This window comes from Nocardia sp. NPDC006982, assembly GCF_042869435.1.
In the GTDB taxonomy this organism is placed as follows: domain Bacteria; phylum Actinomycetota; class Actinomycetes; order Mycobacteriales; family Mycobacteriaceae; genus Nocardia.
Genome location: NZ_JBIAFV010000003.1, coordinates 755,349 through 772,444 on the forward strand (window position 1 = coordinate 755,349; position 17,096 = coordinate 772,444).

At 63.7% G+C, this 17,096-nt stretch carries 9 protein-coding genes and 1 pseudogene; 9 read left to right on the plus strand and 1 reads right to left on the minus strand.

Annotated features, from left to right (window positions below):
• The first annotated feature begins 325 nt into the window (after positions 1-325).
• From ACFYOW_RS16875 to ACFYOW_RS16895, 5 genes are all read left to right on the plus strand, one after another.
• Positions 326-1,531 carry a hypothetical protein gene (locus ACFYOW_RS16875; protein WP_387288768.1) on the plus strand — a complete coding sequence of 402 codons (1,206 nt, stop codon included), beginning with the start codon at positions 326-328 and terminating at the stop codon, positions 1,529-1,531.
• Between the two features lie 137 nt (positions 1,532-1,668).
• Positions 1,669-1,827, plus strand: a complete 159-nt coding sequence (locus ACFYOW_RS16880) for a hypothetical protein (protein WP_387288770.1) — start codon at positions 1,669-1,671, stop codon at positions 1,825-1,827.
• Between the two features lie 543 nt (positions 1,828-2,370).
• The gene (mobF, locus tag ACFYOW_RS16885; RefSeq protein WP_387288772.1) at positions 2,371-7,992 is read left to right on the plus strand and encodes a MobF family relaxase; all 5,622 of its coding nucleotides are present in this window, start codon (positions 2,371-2,373) and stop codon (positions 7,990-7,992) included.
• 152 nt (positions 7,993-8,144) lie between these two features.
• On the plus strand, positions 8,145-8,300 hold the full coding sequence (locus ACFYOW_RS16890; protein ID WP_387288774.1) for a hypothetical protein: 156 nt from the start codon (positions 8,145-8,147) through the stop codon (positions 8,298-8,300).
• A gap of 392 nt (positions 8,301-8,692) precedes the next feature.
• Positions 8,693-8,818 (plus strand): hypothetical protein, encoded by a 126-nt coding sequence (locus tag ACFYOW_RS16895; protein WP_387288776.1) that lies wholly within the window; start codon positions 8,693-8,695, stop codon positions 8,816-8,818.
• On the opposite strand, the gene ACFYOW_RS16900 is transcribed toward ACFYOW_RS16895, so the two are convergent.
• Positions 8,815-11,109 carry a WD40 repeat domain-containing protein gene (locus tag ACFYOW_RS16900; protein WP_387288778.1) on the minus strand — a complete coding sequence of 765 codons (2,295 nt, stop codon included), beginning with the start codon at positions 11,107-11,109 and terminating at the stop codon, positions 8,815-8,817. The genes ACFYOW_RS16895 and ACFYOW_RS16900 overlap by 4 nt on opposite strands.
• Before the next feature lie 131 nt (positions 11,110-11,240).
• Here ACFYOW_RS16900 and ACFYOW_RS16905 point away from each other — a divergent pair, with 131 nt between their 5' ends.
• From ACFYOW_RS16905 to ACFYOW_RS16920, 4 genes and pseudogenes are all read left to right on the plus strand, one after another.
• On the plus strand, positions 11,241-12,584 hold the full coding sequence (locus ACFYOW_RS16905; protein ID WP_387288779.1) for a hypothetical protein: 1,344 nt from the start codon (positions 11,241-11,243) through the stop codon (positions 12,582-12,584).
• Between the two features lie 49 nt (positions 12,585-12,633).
• Complete coding sequence (locus tag ACFYOW_RS16910) at positions 12,634-14,685, plus strand: hypothetical protein (protein ID WP_387288781.1); 2,052 nt, start codon at positions 12,634-12,636, stop codon at positions 14,683-14,685.
• 513 nt (positions 14,686-15,198) lie between these two features.
• Complete coding sequence (locus ACFYOW_RS16915) at positions 15,199-16,800, plus strand: ISL3 family transposase (RefSeq protein WP_387288783.1); 1,602 nt, start codon at positions 15,199-15,201, stop codon at positions 16,798-16,800.
• Between the two features lie 50 nt (positions 16,801-16,850).
• Positions 16,851-17,096: pseudogene (locus tag ACFYOW_RS16920) on the plus strand (hypothetical protein); the annotation flags it as partial.

The window sequence follows — 17,096 nt, forward strand, 5'->3', positions numbered from 1 at the left end:
CTCTTGTAGGGAGGTGAGCGGGAGTCATCGGGTGGGCGGGGATGCCCGTCTGGCCGTTCGTCCAGCCCGGATGAGGGCTACCAGAGCGTCGCTCGACACGGCAGGGCCCGCGCCCGGCACCACCGAATTTCGCTTCCGCCCCCAAGTGATGCGGCGGTCGGGGTTCGAAATTCGGTGGTGCACGCCCGGCGCGTTCCCCACCGCGCCGTGCGCCGCCCCGGTCGAAAACGCCCTCGGGCTGGCCGCCCGGCCAGCCGACCATCCCTGTGGAATGTCACGTTGCCACGGGGTTGGGTCGTCTCCGCTCGCACGAAAGGGAAAACCGATGTCCAACACCGCATCCCCGTCGTTCCTCGACGCGATCACCCACATCCACTGGCAGCTCGAAGCCGGTCTACACGACGAGGCGCGCGACATCTTCGAGCACGCCCTCACCGAACTCGCCACCGGCGAGGACCTCCACCGCCTCGTCCGCCTCGCCGACACCTTCACCCAAGCCCCCTACCTAAGTGCGCGAGCGCAACTGCGCTCGCTGTGGCGACGCGCCGACCCCGACCTGCGGGCGTGGCTGGACATGTTCGTCACCCGCACCGATCCCGGCTTGTACCGACCCATCGAGAACCAACCCCGCTGGATCACGCCCCTCCCGCTCACTGCCATCGACTCGAACCTCCGGCGGCTGCTCGCAACCGACGACACACCGGTGTTGAACCGCGAACCCTCGACCACCACCGAGATCGCGGCCAAACGCGCCCGGCGAACCGACGAACACATCGAGGCGATCACAACGAAACGTCGTCCCGTGCACGAGGACCGGATCGTCACCGACTACATCCGCACCCGCTTCCTGCTCGACACCGACCGACCCTACGAACCCTCACCGTGGGACCGGCACTACGTCCGCCAAGTCGCCGAGCAGGTCCGCGCCGAACGTGACCGCGCCGGTGCACGTACCCGCGAGGACTTCGACGCCGACGCGATCGCCCGCACCCGAACCGGCCTCGACATCCGCGACGACGACCGCCCTGCCTTCCTACCCAACGGCAACGGCCTCGACTACGACCACACCACCCTCCCGCCACTGCAAGGCTGGGTGTGTGTCCACTGCTTCGGCGAACGCGCCTGCAGCGACCACTTCCGTACCGAAGCTGACGGCCTCCGTCTCAGCGACGACGGACTGTGCCAGCACTGCCGCGAACACGACCGCGACGGAATCCCCGCCCTCCCCCCGGGTTTCACCCTCGCCGATGAAGTCGCCGCCTACTGCCAGCACCTCACCGACCACTACCCCGCCGCCGCACCCGCTCTGCTGCACGACTTGCAGCAACGCTCCACCCGGATCGTGGCCGGGCTGGTCATGGCCTACCGCGACCGAGCCGCGCAACCATCGCAATCGAGCACGCCGATCACGACCTTGACTGCGGTGCAGTTGCGGACCGGGCGGTGCTGCTCCTGCCACACCCCCGGTCGCGACATCGATATCGACGATCTGTGCGGCGAGTGCCGCGACCTGTACCGCACCGCCGCCTGAACGCAGCTCGTCTCCACACCGGCCCGCCTACAACGGGTCTCACGTTCTCGGTCCGCCGCAGCGTCGGGTTCCTGCGGCGGACCGGTCACCAACCACCGGCATCACGTCACTTCGTATCCGCATTGGAGGTACATACCGTGACCCACCCCTGGCTCGACTTCCTCGCCGACCACTACTCCTCGATCTGGGTCCTGTGCTGGCTCGCCATCCTCGCGTATTGGGCACGCCCCCTGACCGAATCCCGTGATCGCTGGCGATGTTCCACCACCACCGCCACCGAGCTCGGCGCGAGATAGTCCAGAACCGCTCGCGCACAGCGGCTCCCCCGCCGCCCGGGATCATCGGCGTCTGTCGATGTCCCGGTCCGTCGCGGTGCCCACCCGCGACGGACCTGCCACCGCCAACAACCCTCGCCGAATCACCAACCCCACCCCACACTCTCACGCCCACAACGACACTCACCTCCACGCAGACACCGCCACCAGGCAACACACCACTCACTCCCCCACTCCTCCTCACCACCCCATATCCCCTCATTTCCACAAGCACACCTCTTGCATCCGAGGACACAGCGGCGTTTATAGACGGAAATGCGACAACCTCACGGTCTCCCAGGTGGACGAATCGGGAGTGGTTTCGGTGACACGCTTACGCCGACTCGGGGTCTGTTGACACGACAATCTTCACAGCTAGGGGTGCGGCGACAGAGTCTGGTCGTGCTGTCTTGTTAGCCGCCATAGTTGCGATTTGGTAACGACCAGGCGTTTTAATTGATTTAACGAAAAAATAGTCAAATCCAACCCCTGGTGTAAATGGCCGATCCTGTGCTTGATGGATATATGACCGCGACGATTCATAAAGTCGTGGCAGGCAATGGGTATCAATATTATCTGCGCAATGTCGCCGCGAATGATGCGTCGGCTCGCGGCCGTTCCAGCCTCGCCGACTATTACTTCGCCCATGGGGAAGCGCCGGGCCGCTGGCACGGCACGGCCCTGACCGCCTTAGGCCTGCACCCCGGTGACGAAGTCACCGAGGAACAGATGAAATCCCTGTTCGGACTAGGACGCCATCCGAACGCGGACGCGATCGAAGCCCGCGTCTACGACACCGAGATCAGCAAGGGCACCAAGCACAAAGACGCCGCGCGGGCCGCCGATCAAGCGTCGCGTTTAGGTAACCCGTTCCGGGTTTATGCCGAGGTTTCCGAATTTCGTAAACGGTGCGCGCAGGCGTTCCGGCGACACAATATCGAGCACGGATTCGACCCTCATGACGCTATTAGCGATGACGAACGGGCACACATTCGGACCCGTGTCGCGTTCGAAATTTTTCACGAACAGTACGAACGCGCGCCCTTGAACGAGCGGGAATTGTCGGGGTGGGTGGCACGAAACTCGCGCCCGAACACCGTCGCGGTCGCCGGTTTCGACATCACTTTCTCCCCGGTGAAGTCGGTGTCGGCGTTGTGGGCGCTCGCGCCACGGACCGTCGCGGAGAAGGTCGAACTCGCGCACCAACGTGCGATACACGACGCCCTCGGCTGGCTCGAACAGCACGCGATCTTCACGCGGTTGGGTCGCAACGGAGTGCGCCAAGTCGATGTCGATGGCCTCGTGGCCGCGTGTTTCACCCACCGCGACAGCCGGGCCGGGGACCCGGACCTGCACACCCACGTGCTGATCGCCAACCGAGTCCGCACCCTCGACGGCAAATGGCGGACCCTCGACGGGACCGCGCTCTACCGGGCCGTGGTCACCGTCTCCGAGATCTACAACACCCGCCTGGAACACCACCTCGAAGATCTGGTGGGTGTCGAGTTCGCCGAACGCCCCAGCACCGATCCGTCCAAACGTCCGGTCCGCGAAATCGTCGGCATCCCAACCCCGTTGATCCACGCATGGTCGCGGCGCGAAGCCGCGATCAAAGAACGCGTCGGGGAACTCGCCGCACGCTTCCAACACCGGTTCGACCGCGAACCGACCCCCACCGAAACGTATGCCCTGGCCCAACAGGCAACCCTCGAAACCCGCCCGCCCAAACACCAGCTGCGGTCACTGGCCGAGCAACGCAGCACCTGGCGCGCACAGGCGATGGCCCTGCTCGGCGGCCGCGAAGAACTCTCGGAGATGGTCGTCGCAGTCGTGAATCCCGTTCGGCAACAGCGTGTTGCGGTGACCACGGCGTGGATCAACCGGACCGCGCAGCGGGTCATCGAGGTGGTGTCCGAGCACCGCTCCACCTGGACTGCCACCAACCTGCGCGCCGAAATCGAACGCCAACTCCGCGGCCACATACGCAGCCGGGACTGGGAACAGGCCGCCGAAGCAGTCCTGACCGAAACACTCTCCCCCGAGCACGTGATCGCACGCGGTGACCCCGATCTGACCGATCAACCCGAACTACACACTGTGCCAGAGGTGTTGCGGCGCCGCGACGGCACCAGCGTCTACACCAGCGCCGGCGCACAGATCTACACCTCGGCACGAATGTTGTCGATCGAACAGCAATTGATCGACCTGTCGCTGCAGCCCGGCGCACGACAACTCACCACGGACGCGGTCACTGCGGCCGTATCCACGTACAACACCCGAAATCCCGAACGCCCGCTCAACGCGGGGCAGACCAGCGTGATCCAAGGGTTCGCCACCTCGACCCTGCGGGTACGCACCACGAACGCGCCGGCGGGAACGGGCAAGACCACCGCGATGGCCGTGCTCACCGACGCTTGGCACACCAGCGGCGGTCAGGTCCTGGGGTTGGCGCCGACCGCGTCGGCGGCCGCCGAGTTAGGCAAAGCGATTGGTGCGCGGGTGGAGACCGTCGACAAGGTCCTCGACGTCCTGGATCGCCACACACCCAGCCGCGACAACCTCACCGTGGACCGCGAGCACCCGTCGTCGCTGCCGCAATGGATCCTCGACATCGACCCCGACACGTTGGTGATCGTCGATGAGCACGTCAAGATCGGCAACCTCAAACGCCTACGCCTGCTGCGATTCCTGCACGACCGTGGCGCGACGATCCGCTGCATCGGCGACCCACACCAGCTCGCATCGATCGAAGCCGGCGGCGCAGACCTCGACATGGACGCGGCCGCACCCGAGGCGAGCATGACCCTCACCCACGTCGTCCGGTTCTCCTCCAACGCCGAAGCCACCGCCAGTCTGCAACTACGCGAAGGTGATCCAGCCGCGCTGGGATGGTATCTGGACCACGGCCGCATCCACGCCGGGCATTCCGGAGCCACCCACGATGACGCCTACACCGCCTGGAGTACCGACCAGCGTGCGGGCCGCGACACCATCATGCTCGCCGCGACACACGACATCGTCAGCGAACTCAATGCCCGCGCTCGCGCCGACCGCATCGCCCGCGACGGCGGTGTAGTGGGCGCGGAATGCGTTCTCGCCGACGGTCTTCGCGCCTCGGTCGGGGACACGATCCGTACCCGCCGCAACAACCGACGACTACGACTCGGCGACAATGATTGGGTCCGCAACGGCTACGCCTGGACCGTCACCGACGTGCACTCGGATGGAAGTCTGACCGTCGCACACCTGCGGTCGGACAACAAACTCGGTCACGGCGTGCGACTTCCCACCGACTATGTGGCCACGTATGTGCGCCTCGGGTACGCGACAACGATCGATTCCGCGCAAGGAATCACCGCCGACTCGGGTCATGTCGCGCTCACCGGAGGCGAATCCCGGCAACAGCTTTACGTCGCACTCACCCGCGGTGTCGACGCGAATCATGTCTACGTGCCGACCGCGTTGGACGGCAGTGAGGGCTCGTTTTGGAGTGAACCGGCGGTGTTTCCGCGCACAGCTGTCGAGCTTTTGCTGCGCATTTTCGGTCGCGATGGCGCACAAAAGTCCGCGCACACCGTGCTGCGCGACGCCCTGGATCCGCACCAGCGGATCGGTCGCGCGCTCGACATCTACCTCGACACCCTCGGTGTCGCCGCCGAAAACGCCCTCGGCCCAGACGGACTCGAACGCCTCGACTCTGCCGCGGAAGCGATACGCACGAACCTCACCGACAGCCCCGCCTACCCCGTCCTGCGCCAACACTTGGCGATGATCGCACTGTCCGGGCGCGACCCGATCACCGCCCTGCACACCGCCGCGAACGCCCGCGAACTCGACACCGCCGACGACGTTGCCGCCGTACTGGACTGGCGTCTGGATCCCTCCGGCGCACACTCCACCACCGGCGCACCCCTGCCATGGGCGTCCGGGATCCCCCGCGGGCTGAGCGCAGAACTCGACTCCACCCAAGTCACTGCCCGCGCACGCATCGTCACCGACCTCGCCACCCAAATCCGTCACGACGTCCAAACCTGGACACCCGCGTCCGCGCCACACTGGGCACGCCCACTCATCGGGTCGAACCCTCGACTACTCGAAGACCTCGCCGTGTGGCGAGCCTCCCTGCACATCGACGACCGCGACCCACGCCCGACCGGACCCGCCCGCTACACGGAGCTCGAACGCGAACACCAACAACTGCTCGACGCACGCGTCACCGAGGCCCTCGGTGACCGGAACCTGTCCGCCACCAAGTGGGCGCCGCTGATCACACGTCTCGAATCCCGCATCCTCACCGACCCGTGGTGGCCGATCCTCGCCGACAAGATCGAGGTCGCCCACCGATCCGGAATCGACATCGAAGCCCGATTGATCCACGCGGCGACGCGACGGGCGTTGCCCGATGACATGCCCGCCGCGGCCCTGTGGTCGCGACTGGAACTCGAACTCGTCGCCGCCGAGGTCACTGGCACCGGCAACGTAAACCCTGACTGGGCCGACGAACTCCACCAGATCATCGGCGAGGACACCGCGCACCGCGTCATCAACGACCCCGCGTGGCCACGTCTTGTCGCAGCGATCGACCGCGCCACCGGCACCGCCTGGACACCAACCGAACTCCTCACCACCGCCTACGAACTCATCCTCGCTGCCCAACCCGACAACGCGGGAAACCTGCGCCCCGACCAACTCACCAACGGCCTCGCCTGGCGCATCGACGCACTCTTGAACGAAACCACCTACCCCGCCCCGCCCGATTCCCACCCGTTCCCGGAGCCCGCTATGCACCCACCCGAGTACCACTCCGACTCCGAACCAAACAATCCCCGGCACCGCCACACCACCGCACCACCGACCCCACGCCCACCGACCCGGCCACCACAGTCCGCCACCAATACCGAAAACCCGCTGTCAGACAGCGCCGCAACGATCGCCGCGCTGATCCAGACCGGTGACATGGCAGCGGCTCGTCGCGCCTTTCACGACCTCGCCGACGGGCTCACCGACGAGCAATGCGACATCATTGAACGCGTCGCTACCACCCTCTATCGCAACCATTTCAGCGTCGCCGTCGCGCGACTGCGCTGGGCCGCAGACCAATACCCCCAACACAGTGCCCTCATCCACGCCTGCACACCCACCAGCGACCCCCACGTCTACCGACCTGCCACTGACGACGTCCGCACACCGGATCGGCGCGACCACCAGCGGCGCGCTGCACGCGATAATCCCGGCCGCGTCGACCACACGCAACGGAAGCCAAGGCGCACCGACACCGACATCACCGCCGCACGCGACTACCAGGACTACCTCGACACCCGCAGCGACGTGGACACCGACCCCGAACACCTACCGAAACCCGACGGAGTCCCGCACCGGTACTACCGCGAAAAGCTGTGGGAAGACCGCGATCCCGACTCCCAGGAACCCGACTATGACCGCCAAACCGCCCGCAACACTCGCGCCTTGCCGTGCGTATCCTGCGGCATCGGACGCGCCTTCAGCGACAGCAGACCGATTCCGCCACGCCGCAGCGACGACGGCCTGTGCGTTGAATGCCGCGCCGACAACCAACCCGCCATCCCCGACCACCCGCCCACCGAGCACATTCGCGCCCGCTGCGAACACATCGCCAATACCCGCCCGCCAAACACCGTACTGGGCCTGCTCAAACGCGACTGGCGCGCCGCGCGCACCCTCGCCGAACGCCTCGCCATCGCAACGTGGGTCGAACAACACTCCCTGCCCGACACCCTGACCGAGCCATCCGCTCCACCGTCTGAGGTTCTCTTCGATGTGTCTGACCCGGTGCAGATGCTCACCGATGACCAACTCGCGCAAGCCATCACCGATATCAGCCTGCGCATCGATCTTGCCGAAACCGAAGCCATCCTCTACGGACCCGCACCCGGCACCCCTTCTGTGGACACGACAGCAGTCGACGCCGCCACCTGGTTGCACAACGAACTCACCGACCTCAACACTGAACAACATCGCCGCACCCAACGCACACCCGAACAAACCGCCGCCGAGCATGCGCTACGCGCCCGCCACCAACACGACACAACCTCCGAAGATTCCTTCGACTACGAACCCGACCCGATCATCGATCCCACCGTCGGCTACGACAAAGACTTCGGGGTGTAGACAGTCAGCGTTTGGCAGAAACTTGCGGCTTCCGGATTTCTGCGCTGAAACCGCAGACCAGTCCGGCTCAGCACCAGATACGGAAGGAACTGTCGGCTGTGAGCATCGACTGAGACCAGCTCGGGCAGAAGCGGTTCGACCGGATTGTTGAAGTGCTGATCACCCGCCGCTACCGCCACGCCGACAGTGTGATCGCTGTGAACGGCCGCGGCGGTGATGGTGGCATCGATCTCGAAGTGCGGCAGGGTGTTCGAGTCCGCATCTTTCAGCTCAAGTACCTCCCGGAGGCTTTCAGCGGCGCGCAGTGATCGAAGTCAGGTAGCGATTCGCCGAATACTGCACTTCCTGAACACCGACATGTCACCAACTCCTGCCGCCGCTGGGTTCAACCAGACCCACCCCTTCCGACCCGGTGACAAGTCACCGGCCCTACACGCCTGCCTCGGCCACCGCCGCACCAGATACGCGATATCAACAACCCCGAGTGAAATGCGTGGGCGCGGTTCACCAACGACCTCGATAAGCGCAGGTTTCTGCATTTGTGGTGGCCACGACGTTGCAGACATCCCCGATTTCTTCCATGGCGGCTAATAGCGCTTATGAGCATCGCGCTCAACTCGGCCTGGCAAACGGGACTGTGGTTTAACGGTGTTTAGGGCCTGACGCGCTGAACGAAGTTCAGCGGGAAGGTGCCGTGCTGATGACGACACTTGATGCCGTGGCAACGAAGAAGGCCGAGGCTTCAGCTGAGGAGCTGGCAGCGGCGGAGCTGGTCCGGATGTCCAAGGAACGGGGGATCGTGACTTTCGTGAGATCAGGTCTTTAAAATTCCTCGACGGTAATGCTGTCGGCGGCGCTAGCAAAGAGGAGTGTGCCGTCGTTGCATGTGCCGAATGTGGCTGTGGTTACCCGGTGAGCATTGCGGATCAAGGGAGAACCGGCCGGTCGGCCGGTTACGGGATCCCAGAGCTGGATCACCTGGTCGTTCGCCGTACTCGCAAGGAGAACCTTTCCATCTGCGCGCGTGCCGAATGCGACCGAATTGATTCCCTGAGTGTGGCCGGTCAGAGGGGGGCCCACGGATTGCCCGACGGTAGGGTTCCAGAGGCGAACAGTCTTGTCCTCGGAGCCGCTGGCGAGATAAAGGCTCCCCTCGGCTTGGGCGCTGAAAGCCACAGAGGTAACTGGGCCGGTATGGCCGATAAGCGGTGGCCCGACGGGCTCGCCAATCGTAGGGTCCCAGAGCTGAATAGTCCCATCATCCGATCCACTCGCCAGTGTCGGCATGCCGTCAGCATTGATGCCGAACGCGACGGATGTAACGCGGTTTGTATGGCCTGAACAGAGAAGGAGAATGGGTTCGTTTGTAGTCAAGTCCCAAAGCAATACCGTGCGGTCAGTCGAGCCGCTGGCCAGTATCAGAGCGCCATTAGGCATGCGTCCGAATGCCACGGCGTTGACGCTGGCGGAGTGCCCGATGAGTGCGGGGCGCGCACGACGCAGCGTTGCCGCATTCCAGAGTCGGATCGTGTGGTCGGCCGAGCCGCTAGCAAGCAGGACGGTGCCATCAGGCCGTGTGCCGAACGCCACCGCATTTACCGCATCGGTATGCCCCGTCAGCGGTGGCGCGATGAGTTCTCCGGTTGTCGCGTTCCAGAGTCGGATCGTGTGGTCGGCCGAGCCGCTGGCAAGCAGGAAGGTGCCATCGGGCCGTGTGCCGAACGCGAGCGAGCGAATAGTGTCGGTATGACCAGCGGGAGCACGTCCGCTCCGTTCCGTATATGCGGCGTCCCAGACTCGAATTTTCCGATCATTGGAACCACTCGCGAGCAGCAGCATGTCGTTAGATAAATTGCCGAATGCTACCGAACTCACCCGATCGTTGGGGCCGATTAGCGGTGGTCGCGCCGGCTCTCCGGTCTCGGCGTCCCAGATGCGGACTGTGTTGTCGTGTGAACCACTTGCCAGAAGGAGAGTGGCGTCGGGTAACGTCCCGAATGTCACAGCGGTGACGGCGTCGGTATGGCCTCTGAGCGGGGACACGGTGCGCTGCAGGGAGATCGGGTCCCAAATCTGGATCGACTTGTCTGCGGAAGCGCTTGCGAGTACGACTGTGCCATCGGGCCGAGTGCCGAATGCAACTGCGTTGACCCCATCGATGTGACCCATCAAAGGCAGACCAATCGGTTGGCCGGTTGTGGTATCCCAAAGCCGGACCGTCTGATCGTGAGAACCACTAGCGAGCAGGAGTGTGCCATCAGCCGTGGTTCCGAATGCGACGGATCTGACCCAGTCGGTATGCGCGAAGACAGGGGGCCCAATAGGCTCCCAAGTCACTGTATTCCAGAGCCGAACCGTCCGATCGTCGGAGCCGCTTGCGAGTAGGAGTGTGCCGTCAGGCAGATGCCCGAAGGCCACTGACCACACGGCGTCGGTGTGGCCTGTGAGTTTGGGCCGAATGACTTGGCCTGTCGCAGGATTCCAGATCTGGATTGTTCCGTCCTTCGAGCCGCTGGCGAGCAGCAACGCCCCGTTCGGCAACGTCCCGAATGCGACGGCGTTCACCCCTTCAGGGTGGCCACTAAGCGGGGGTCCGGCTGGTTCTCCAGTGACAGCGTCCCAGAGACGGATCGTGCGGTCGGCTGAGCCGCTAGCGATCAGGAGAGTCCCATCGGGCGTGGTTCCGAATGCTACCGACCGCACCCAGTTCAAGTGGCCTGTGAACACCCGATGAAACGGCGTCGGTGACGCAGTAGTCCACAGGGCGCGAGACGGCCTTTCCGGGAACGTGTTCAGTATTTGTGCGGCGGCCGGCTCGTCTCTTATCGCGATGGTCTGGAGGATATCGGCGCGCTCGCTGGGACTGGAAGTTTGTGCGAGGTCACCCAAAGCCCGCCAAAACAGCCTGGCGACAGGATGGTTCGAGGTGTTGGCCGTGGCGGTTGCCCGGCCGAGCCGCTCTGCGTCAGCGTAAAGCAGGTAGCGAGTGTCATCGAGTAATTCCGACAGAGCATCACCCGCCGAGGCATGAGCAGCCAGGTAGCGATGGAGATACGGGTTCGCATGTGCCCAATCGCGCTCCGGTGCACGCGACTTCGCCACCCGCTGCGCATCCATTACTGCCTCCCGTCTAACCTCGCCGTCTGAGACAACCTGAACGGGATCGTGACCTGACAGATTCTTCCCGGTGTGGCACACGGTGCGCTAGTTTTGCTGCGCGAGAGTTGAGCTTTGAAGCGGGAGGGCTCGTGAGTGACGATCTTGTAATCATTGTGCCGGGTATAACGGGGAGTGTCCTTGCGCGGGAAGGGAAACCGCTGTGGAGCCTGTCAGCGGCTGCTCTGCGTGGCGGGCTGGTGCGCACCACCGAGGTTCTGAATGCTCTGACGCTACCGTCGGTGCTGGACTGCGTGTCTGACTACGATCAGCATGCGCTGGAAACCCCGGAGCTTATCCGCGGACTCCATGTTTGGCCCGGTTTCTGGAAGGGATCGGGCTACGGGCAGTTGATAGAACGGGTTAACACGGAAGCTCCGGGCAGAGTGCTGTGTTTCCCGTACGATTGGCGACTGCCAAATGCTCACTCCGCGACTCGGCTGCAACGATTCGTCGACGAAGCGCTGAAGGACGGGCAGGGACAGCGGGTGACATTTGTGTGTCATTCGATGGGTGGGTTGATCGCCCGCTACTATCTGGAAGTCCTTGGCGGTCGTGAACACGCGGCCCGGTTGATAACCATCGGTACCCCGTTTAGCGGGTCGGTCAAAGCGGTGAAAGCCCTGACCGGCGGACTCGTTCCCCACCTTCCAGGTATCGATGAACGTCTGGTCCGCGTGGCCAAGACGTTTCCGTCGGTAGCCGAGTTGCTGCCCACGTATCGTTGTGTCGATGTTGGTGACGGGGGCGAACCAGTGTTCCTAGATGAGATCGACGTTCCTGGCCTCGCGAAGGATCTGGTGCAGCGTGGCCGCAGCTTCCACGATGAGCTGCGCGAAGCTGTAATACGCAACAACCGCGCTGCCGGAGGTCGCGAACCTACGTACGCGCTGCACGTCTACGCGGGAAAAATGCAGGTCACCGACCAAAGCATCGCCATCGATAAGGACAGGATCGTCTATCGATGTACGCAGCGTGGTGTCGATCATCACGGTGATGGCACCGTGGCGCGGTTCGGCGCCATGCCGCCGGAATGGACGCACGACGAAAATGCGCGCTTCCGGGCGGCCAAACATGGCCCGCTTGCCAAACACTCCGATCTGCTCGACGACGTGATCGACCAGATCAACTCCCGCGACCTCGGGAGTATCCTGGCACCGCCGGATGAGCTGTCGTTGGAAGTTCCTGACGTCGCATCGGCAAGTGAACCGATCTCTGTGACCGTGACCAGTACTTCGCCGAATCTACGGCTGCACGCTAGTGTGCGTGACGCCGACGACACGGTTTATGACGGTCATATCCCAGTGAGGCCCGACACCAGCGGGCGCCGCTACGAAACATCGCTGCAACTGCCAGCAGGTCTATGGCAAGTGCGGGTCGAAGAGATTACTCAGCACCCGTCGGCGTTCATCGAGGATTTGATTACCGTGGCCTGACATCTCCGATTTCGCACAAGACCAGAATGACCACAGGGGATATCGGCGGATGACGGCGCAGCATATGGACGCTCAGGGACGGTTCGCGTTGGTAGCGATCGACAAGTACCTCGACGAAGCGCTAAATGTCGATGTCAACGTTCACGTCAAGCGAATCAGCACCTTGTTCCGCGAACTCGGATTTGAGCAGGATCATCGAACAGGCGGAAACTCCGCGCAGGAGGTCGGCGGCTGGCTAGCGAAGTGGAAACCTCAGACCCGACGTCTGCTGCTGTACTGGACCGGGCACGCCCAAGCAGTAGGCGGGGACGTCGCCTTATTCGGTAGCACCTACGTCGAGGACGACCCCATGACAGTACTGCAGGGCGCTCTGCTCGGTCAGTTGCTGGCGAGGCGTCCTGCTGTAGAAATCGTCGTGATCATCGATGCCTGCAAGGCTGGAGTCGGGATCGAGGCGATCACCTCGGCATTTCGGCGCACATTGAAGGACCGCGCGTACCCCGTGGGCAGGGAGCCGGGTCTGGCCGTCTTGAGCTCCGCCCGCGAGAATGAGTTAGCGCGCAACGGCGTGTACGCGACGGCACTGGAACACATTCTGCGGGAAGGCCCGCCACCTCCCACCGATACCTATGCCGGGTGGACGGCACGCGACGAGTTGATCACGCCGACCGATCTTTACGATGCACTACGGGTGCATCTAGACAATATCGGCGCACGTCAGACCCCAGATCTTGATCAGGTGCGGTCCGTAGGCGGATTCTTTCCGTTCTTTAAAAACCGCCAACATAGACCTAATCGCCCAGACACCACCGTCGAGACATTGCGGCACAGCCCGTTCGCCGAAGCGGATCTGCTCGAACATTTTCTGTTCAAGTTCCGTGGGATCGACACCGTCACCGCGGAAGGCTGGTACTACTCCCCGCGCCGGGAGCCGCAAGCTTTCATCACCGAATGGCTGCACAGCGGCGACGGCATACTTGTCGTCACCGGACCCCCAGGATCGGGCAAGTCGGCACTACTGGGATGGCTGGCGGCGATGTCGTCGCCGGACTACCGGCAACACGCCGCCCGGAAATCTGGCGCTGATAACGGGGCTCAAGCGCTGCCCGAGGGGGCAATCGATGCCGGAATCCACGCCAAACAACGCACCTTGCAAGAATGTGTGGCTTTCCTGGGCGATGCTCTTAAAATAACTCCGCCCGAGAGCGGATGGCAGGAACCCGGCCCTTTGGTCGACAAGATTGCGGATCGCGCGAAACAGGAGCAGCGGACGATCACCATCCTGCTCGATGCTCTCGATGAGGCATACGCTGCAGACCAGACCCGTCTCGCCGTGGACCTGCTCGCCACACTCGCTGCGAGCCCCGGTGTACGTGTCATCGTCGGGACTCGGCCTAACCGCGAAGATTCCGCCCGCTCCAACGATGCAGTGCCGACACCGGATGGCCCGTGGGCTGCGGACGGCCCACTCATACGTGCGCTGACACCCGACCGGCGCCGCGTGCTCAGACTGGACACCGATCTCGGTTCGTCCGACGCCATCACGACATATGTCACTAGTCGACTGCTCGACCCGACGAGCACTTCGCCCTATCGTGATCACCCTGTCCTTGCAGCTAAGAACGCGCGGGTCATCGCCGAGCACAGTGATGGAATCTTTCTGTTTGCTCGACTACTCGCACGGTCGCTCGTCAACCAGCCCACCTGCGTCGACCTCTGTAACGGCAATGCGGCGAGCCGACTCAACGGTGGTGTGGCCGAGGCATTTGCGGCCGACCTGCACAGCTACGGCCCCAACCGCGACCGCGTGTTTGACCTGCTTTCGCCGCTGGCCTGGGCGGAGGGAGCGGGCTTGCCGCGTCGTGGGATCTGGCTCGCGCTCGCCAACGCTCTCGCCCGGCCCGGCGTCAGCTACACCGAACAAGATATCGCCTGGGTCCTCGAGCACGCTGGTGCCCACATCATCGAATCCGGAGAAGACGGCCAAACCGTGTACCGCCTCTACCATCAAGCGTTCAACGACTACTTCCAACGCAACATCGATCCGGTCGACGTTCAGCGGCGAATTACCCACGCTCTGCTCACACTCGTCGAACCGTGAACCCACACAAGCCCTCCGCCGAGTGTGCCCACCGCCGGAAGAGGCAACCTCTCCGACCTCTTCGTAGGGCTCGCATCGAATCCTGAGAAGACCACAAAACGTCTTTCACCTTTACCAGCAAGCCCTCGAAGACTACTTTTAACGCGACATCGCTCACGCATACATTCCACGCGTCATCACCGACACTCTCATCGAACTCGCCTGACACCCATGACAAGTTCGCACTCTTCCCACGACCGGGACTGGGCACACGCCAATCCGTACATCCTGCGACACCTCACTACTCATGCAGCCGGCGGCGATGCTTTGCGGGATTTACTCGCGGACACCCGTTACTGGCTTTACACCGATATCAATCGCCTTAACCGGGCACTGACCGAAAGTGATCCCCTGTCAACAGCACGCCAATCCGGGATCTGGCACGGTTTGCGTGATTGACCAGGCTCGTATTGCCAACGGGCACTTGATGATCGATCATGTCGCCGGTGTTCTGATCTTGGACCGCTCGCGGTCTTGTTCCCGCATTTGGACGGGCTGCAGATCGACGGCATGACGTCGGTCGGTCATCGGGTGAACCTCGACGTGCGTACTCGCGACGAGACCGTCGCCTGTCCTGACTGCGGAACGTTCTCGCGTCGGGTTCATAGTCGCTATCGGCGGCGGTTGTCCGACACGGCGATCACCGGCCGGGAGGTGGTGATCCGGCTGCGGGTGAGACGGTTGTTCTGCGGCAACTCTGATTGCGGGAGAAGGACTTTCGCTGAGCAGGTGCCTGGGCTGGCGGGTCGTCACGCCCGGCGCACGAGTCTTCTGCAACGTTTGCTGCGCGCGGTCGCGCTGGCATTGGGTGGTCGTGCGGGAGCGCGGATGACCGGGCATCTGGCGGCCACGGTCAGCAGGATGACGCTGCTGCGGCAGATCCGGGCGCTGCCGGATCCAGACCATGCGGCACCGCGGGTACTCGGGGTCGACGACTTCGCGCTGCGCCGCGGGCACCACTACGGCACGATCCTGATCGATATCGAAACCCGGCGGCCGGTCGACGTGCTCGAAGACCGCACTGCCGACACTCTCGCCACTTGGCTGCGTGCCCATCCCGGCGTCGAGATCGTCTGCCGCGACCGCGCCGGCGCCTACGCCGACGGCATCGCCGCCGGAGCGCCGAACGCCCTGCAAGTCGCGGACAGGTGGCATATCTGGCACAACCTAGGCGAGGCCGTCGAACGGGTGGTCGCTCACCATCGAAAATGCCTGGTGATCGCCAATGAGGCACAGTCCCAAGATGATTCGAAGGCCGCAGTCCTTGTCGACCCGGAGGCGAAGCCCATTCCCGAACCTGCCGAGCCACCGGAGACCAGAACCGACAAATGGGCTGTCCGGGCCCGCGAACGCCACACAGCCGTCCACACACTGCTAGCCGAAGGCGTCAGCCTTCTGCAGATCGGCAGCAGGCTCGGGCTTGCCCGTGGCACCGTCCGTCGCTTCGCGCGCGCCGCCACCGTCGAGGAGTTGCTGGTCAACAACGGAACAGGGCGGCGGCCCGGCATCCTCGATGAGTACAAGCCCTACCTGCATCAACGCTGGAATGAGGGCTGCACCAACGCAACTGAGCTGTTCCGGGAGATCCAACCACTCGGCTACCGCGGCAGCGTGAAGATCCTGCTCAACTACCTGCAGCCCTTCCGCGCCACCGGCCAGGCCCGACCGCCAGCACGTAAACCACCCGCGGTCCGCCGCGTCGCCAGCTGGATCATGAGCGACCCCGCACGACTCCATCAAGAACATCGCCAACAGCTCGACGCCATCCTCGACGCGAGCCCGGAACTGACCACGCTGGTCGGCCACGTCCGTGGCTTCGCTGTGATCATGACCGAACTACGCGGTCGTGAACTGGAGAAATGGATGACCGGCGTCGAGGCCGACGACCTGCCCGCCTTGCACTCGTTCGTCCGTGGCCTGCGCCGCGACCACGACGCCGTCACCGCCGGGCTCACCCTGCCCTGGAGCAGTGGGCTGGTCGAAGGGCACGTCAACCGGATCAAAATGATCAAACGCCAGATGTTCGGCCGCGCCAAACCCGACCTGCTCCGCAAACGAATCCTATTGAGCGACTAGGAAACCCGACCAGACGGAATCACGCAAACCGTGCCAGATCCCGGATTGGCGTGCTGTTGACAGCGTTCGGGATTCTCCCTGATCGCAGCTTGTTGCTGGCTAGCGGCTCCGCCGATCGGACGGTGCGGTTGTGGGATCCGATGTCGGGGCAACCGGTTGGGCAACCTTTGACCGGCCATGCTGGTTCAGTGTCGTCGGTAGCGTTCGGGATTCTCCCTGATCGCAGCTTGTTGCTGGCTAGCGGCTCCGCCGATCGGACGGTGCGGTTGTGGGATCCGATGTCGGGGCAACCGGTT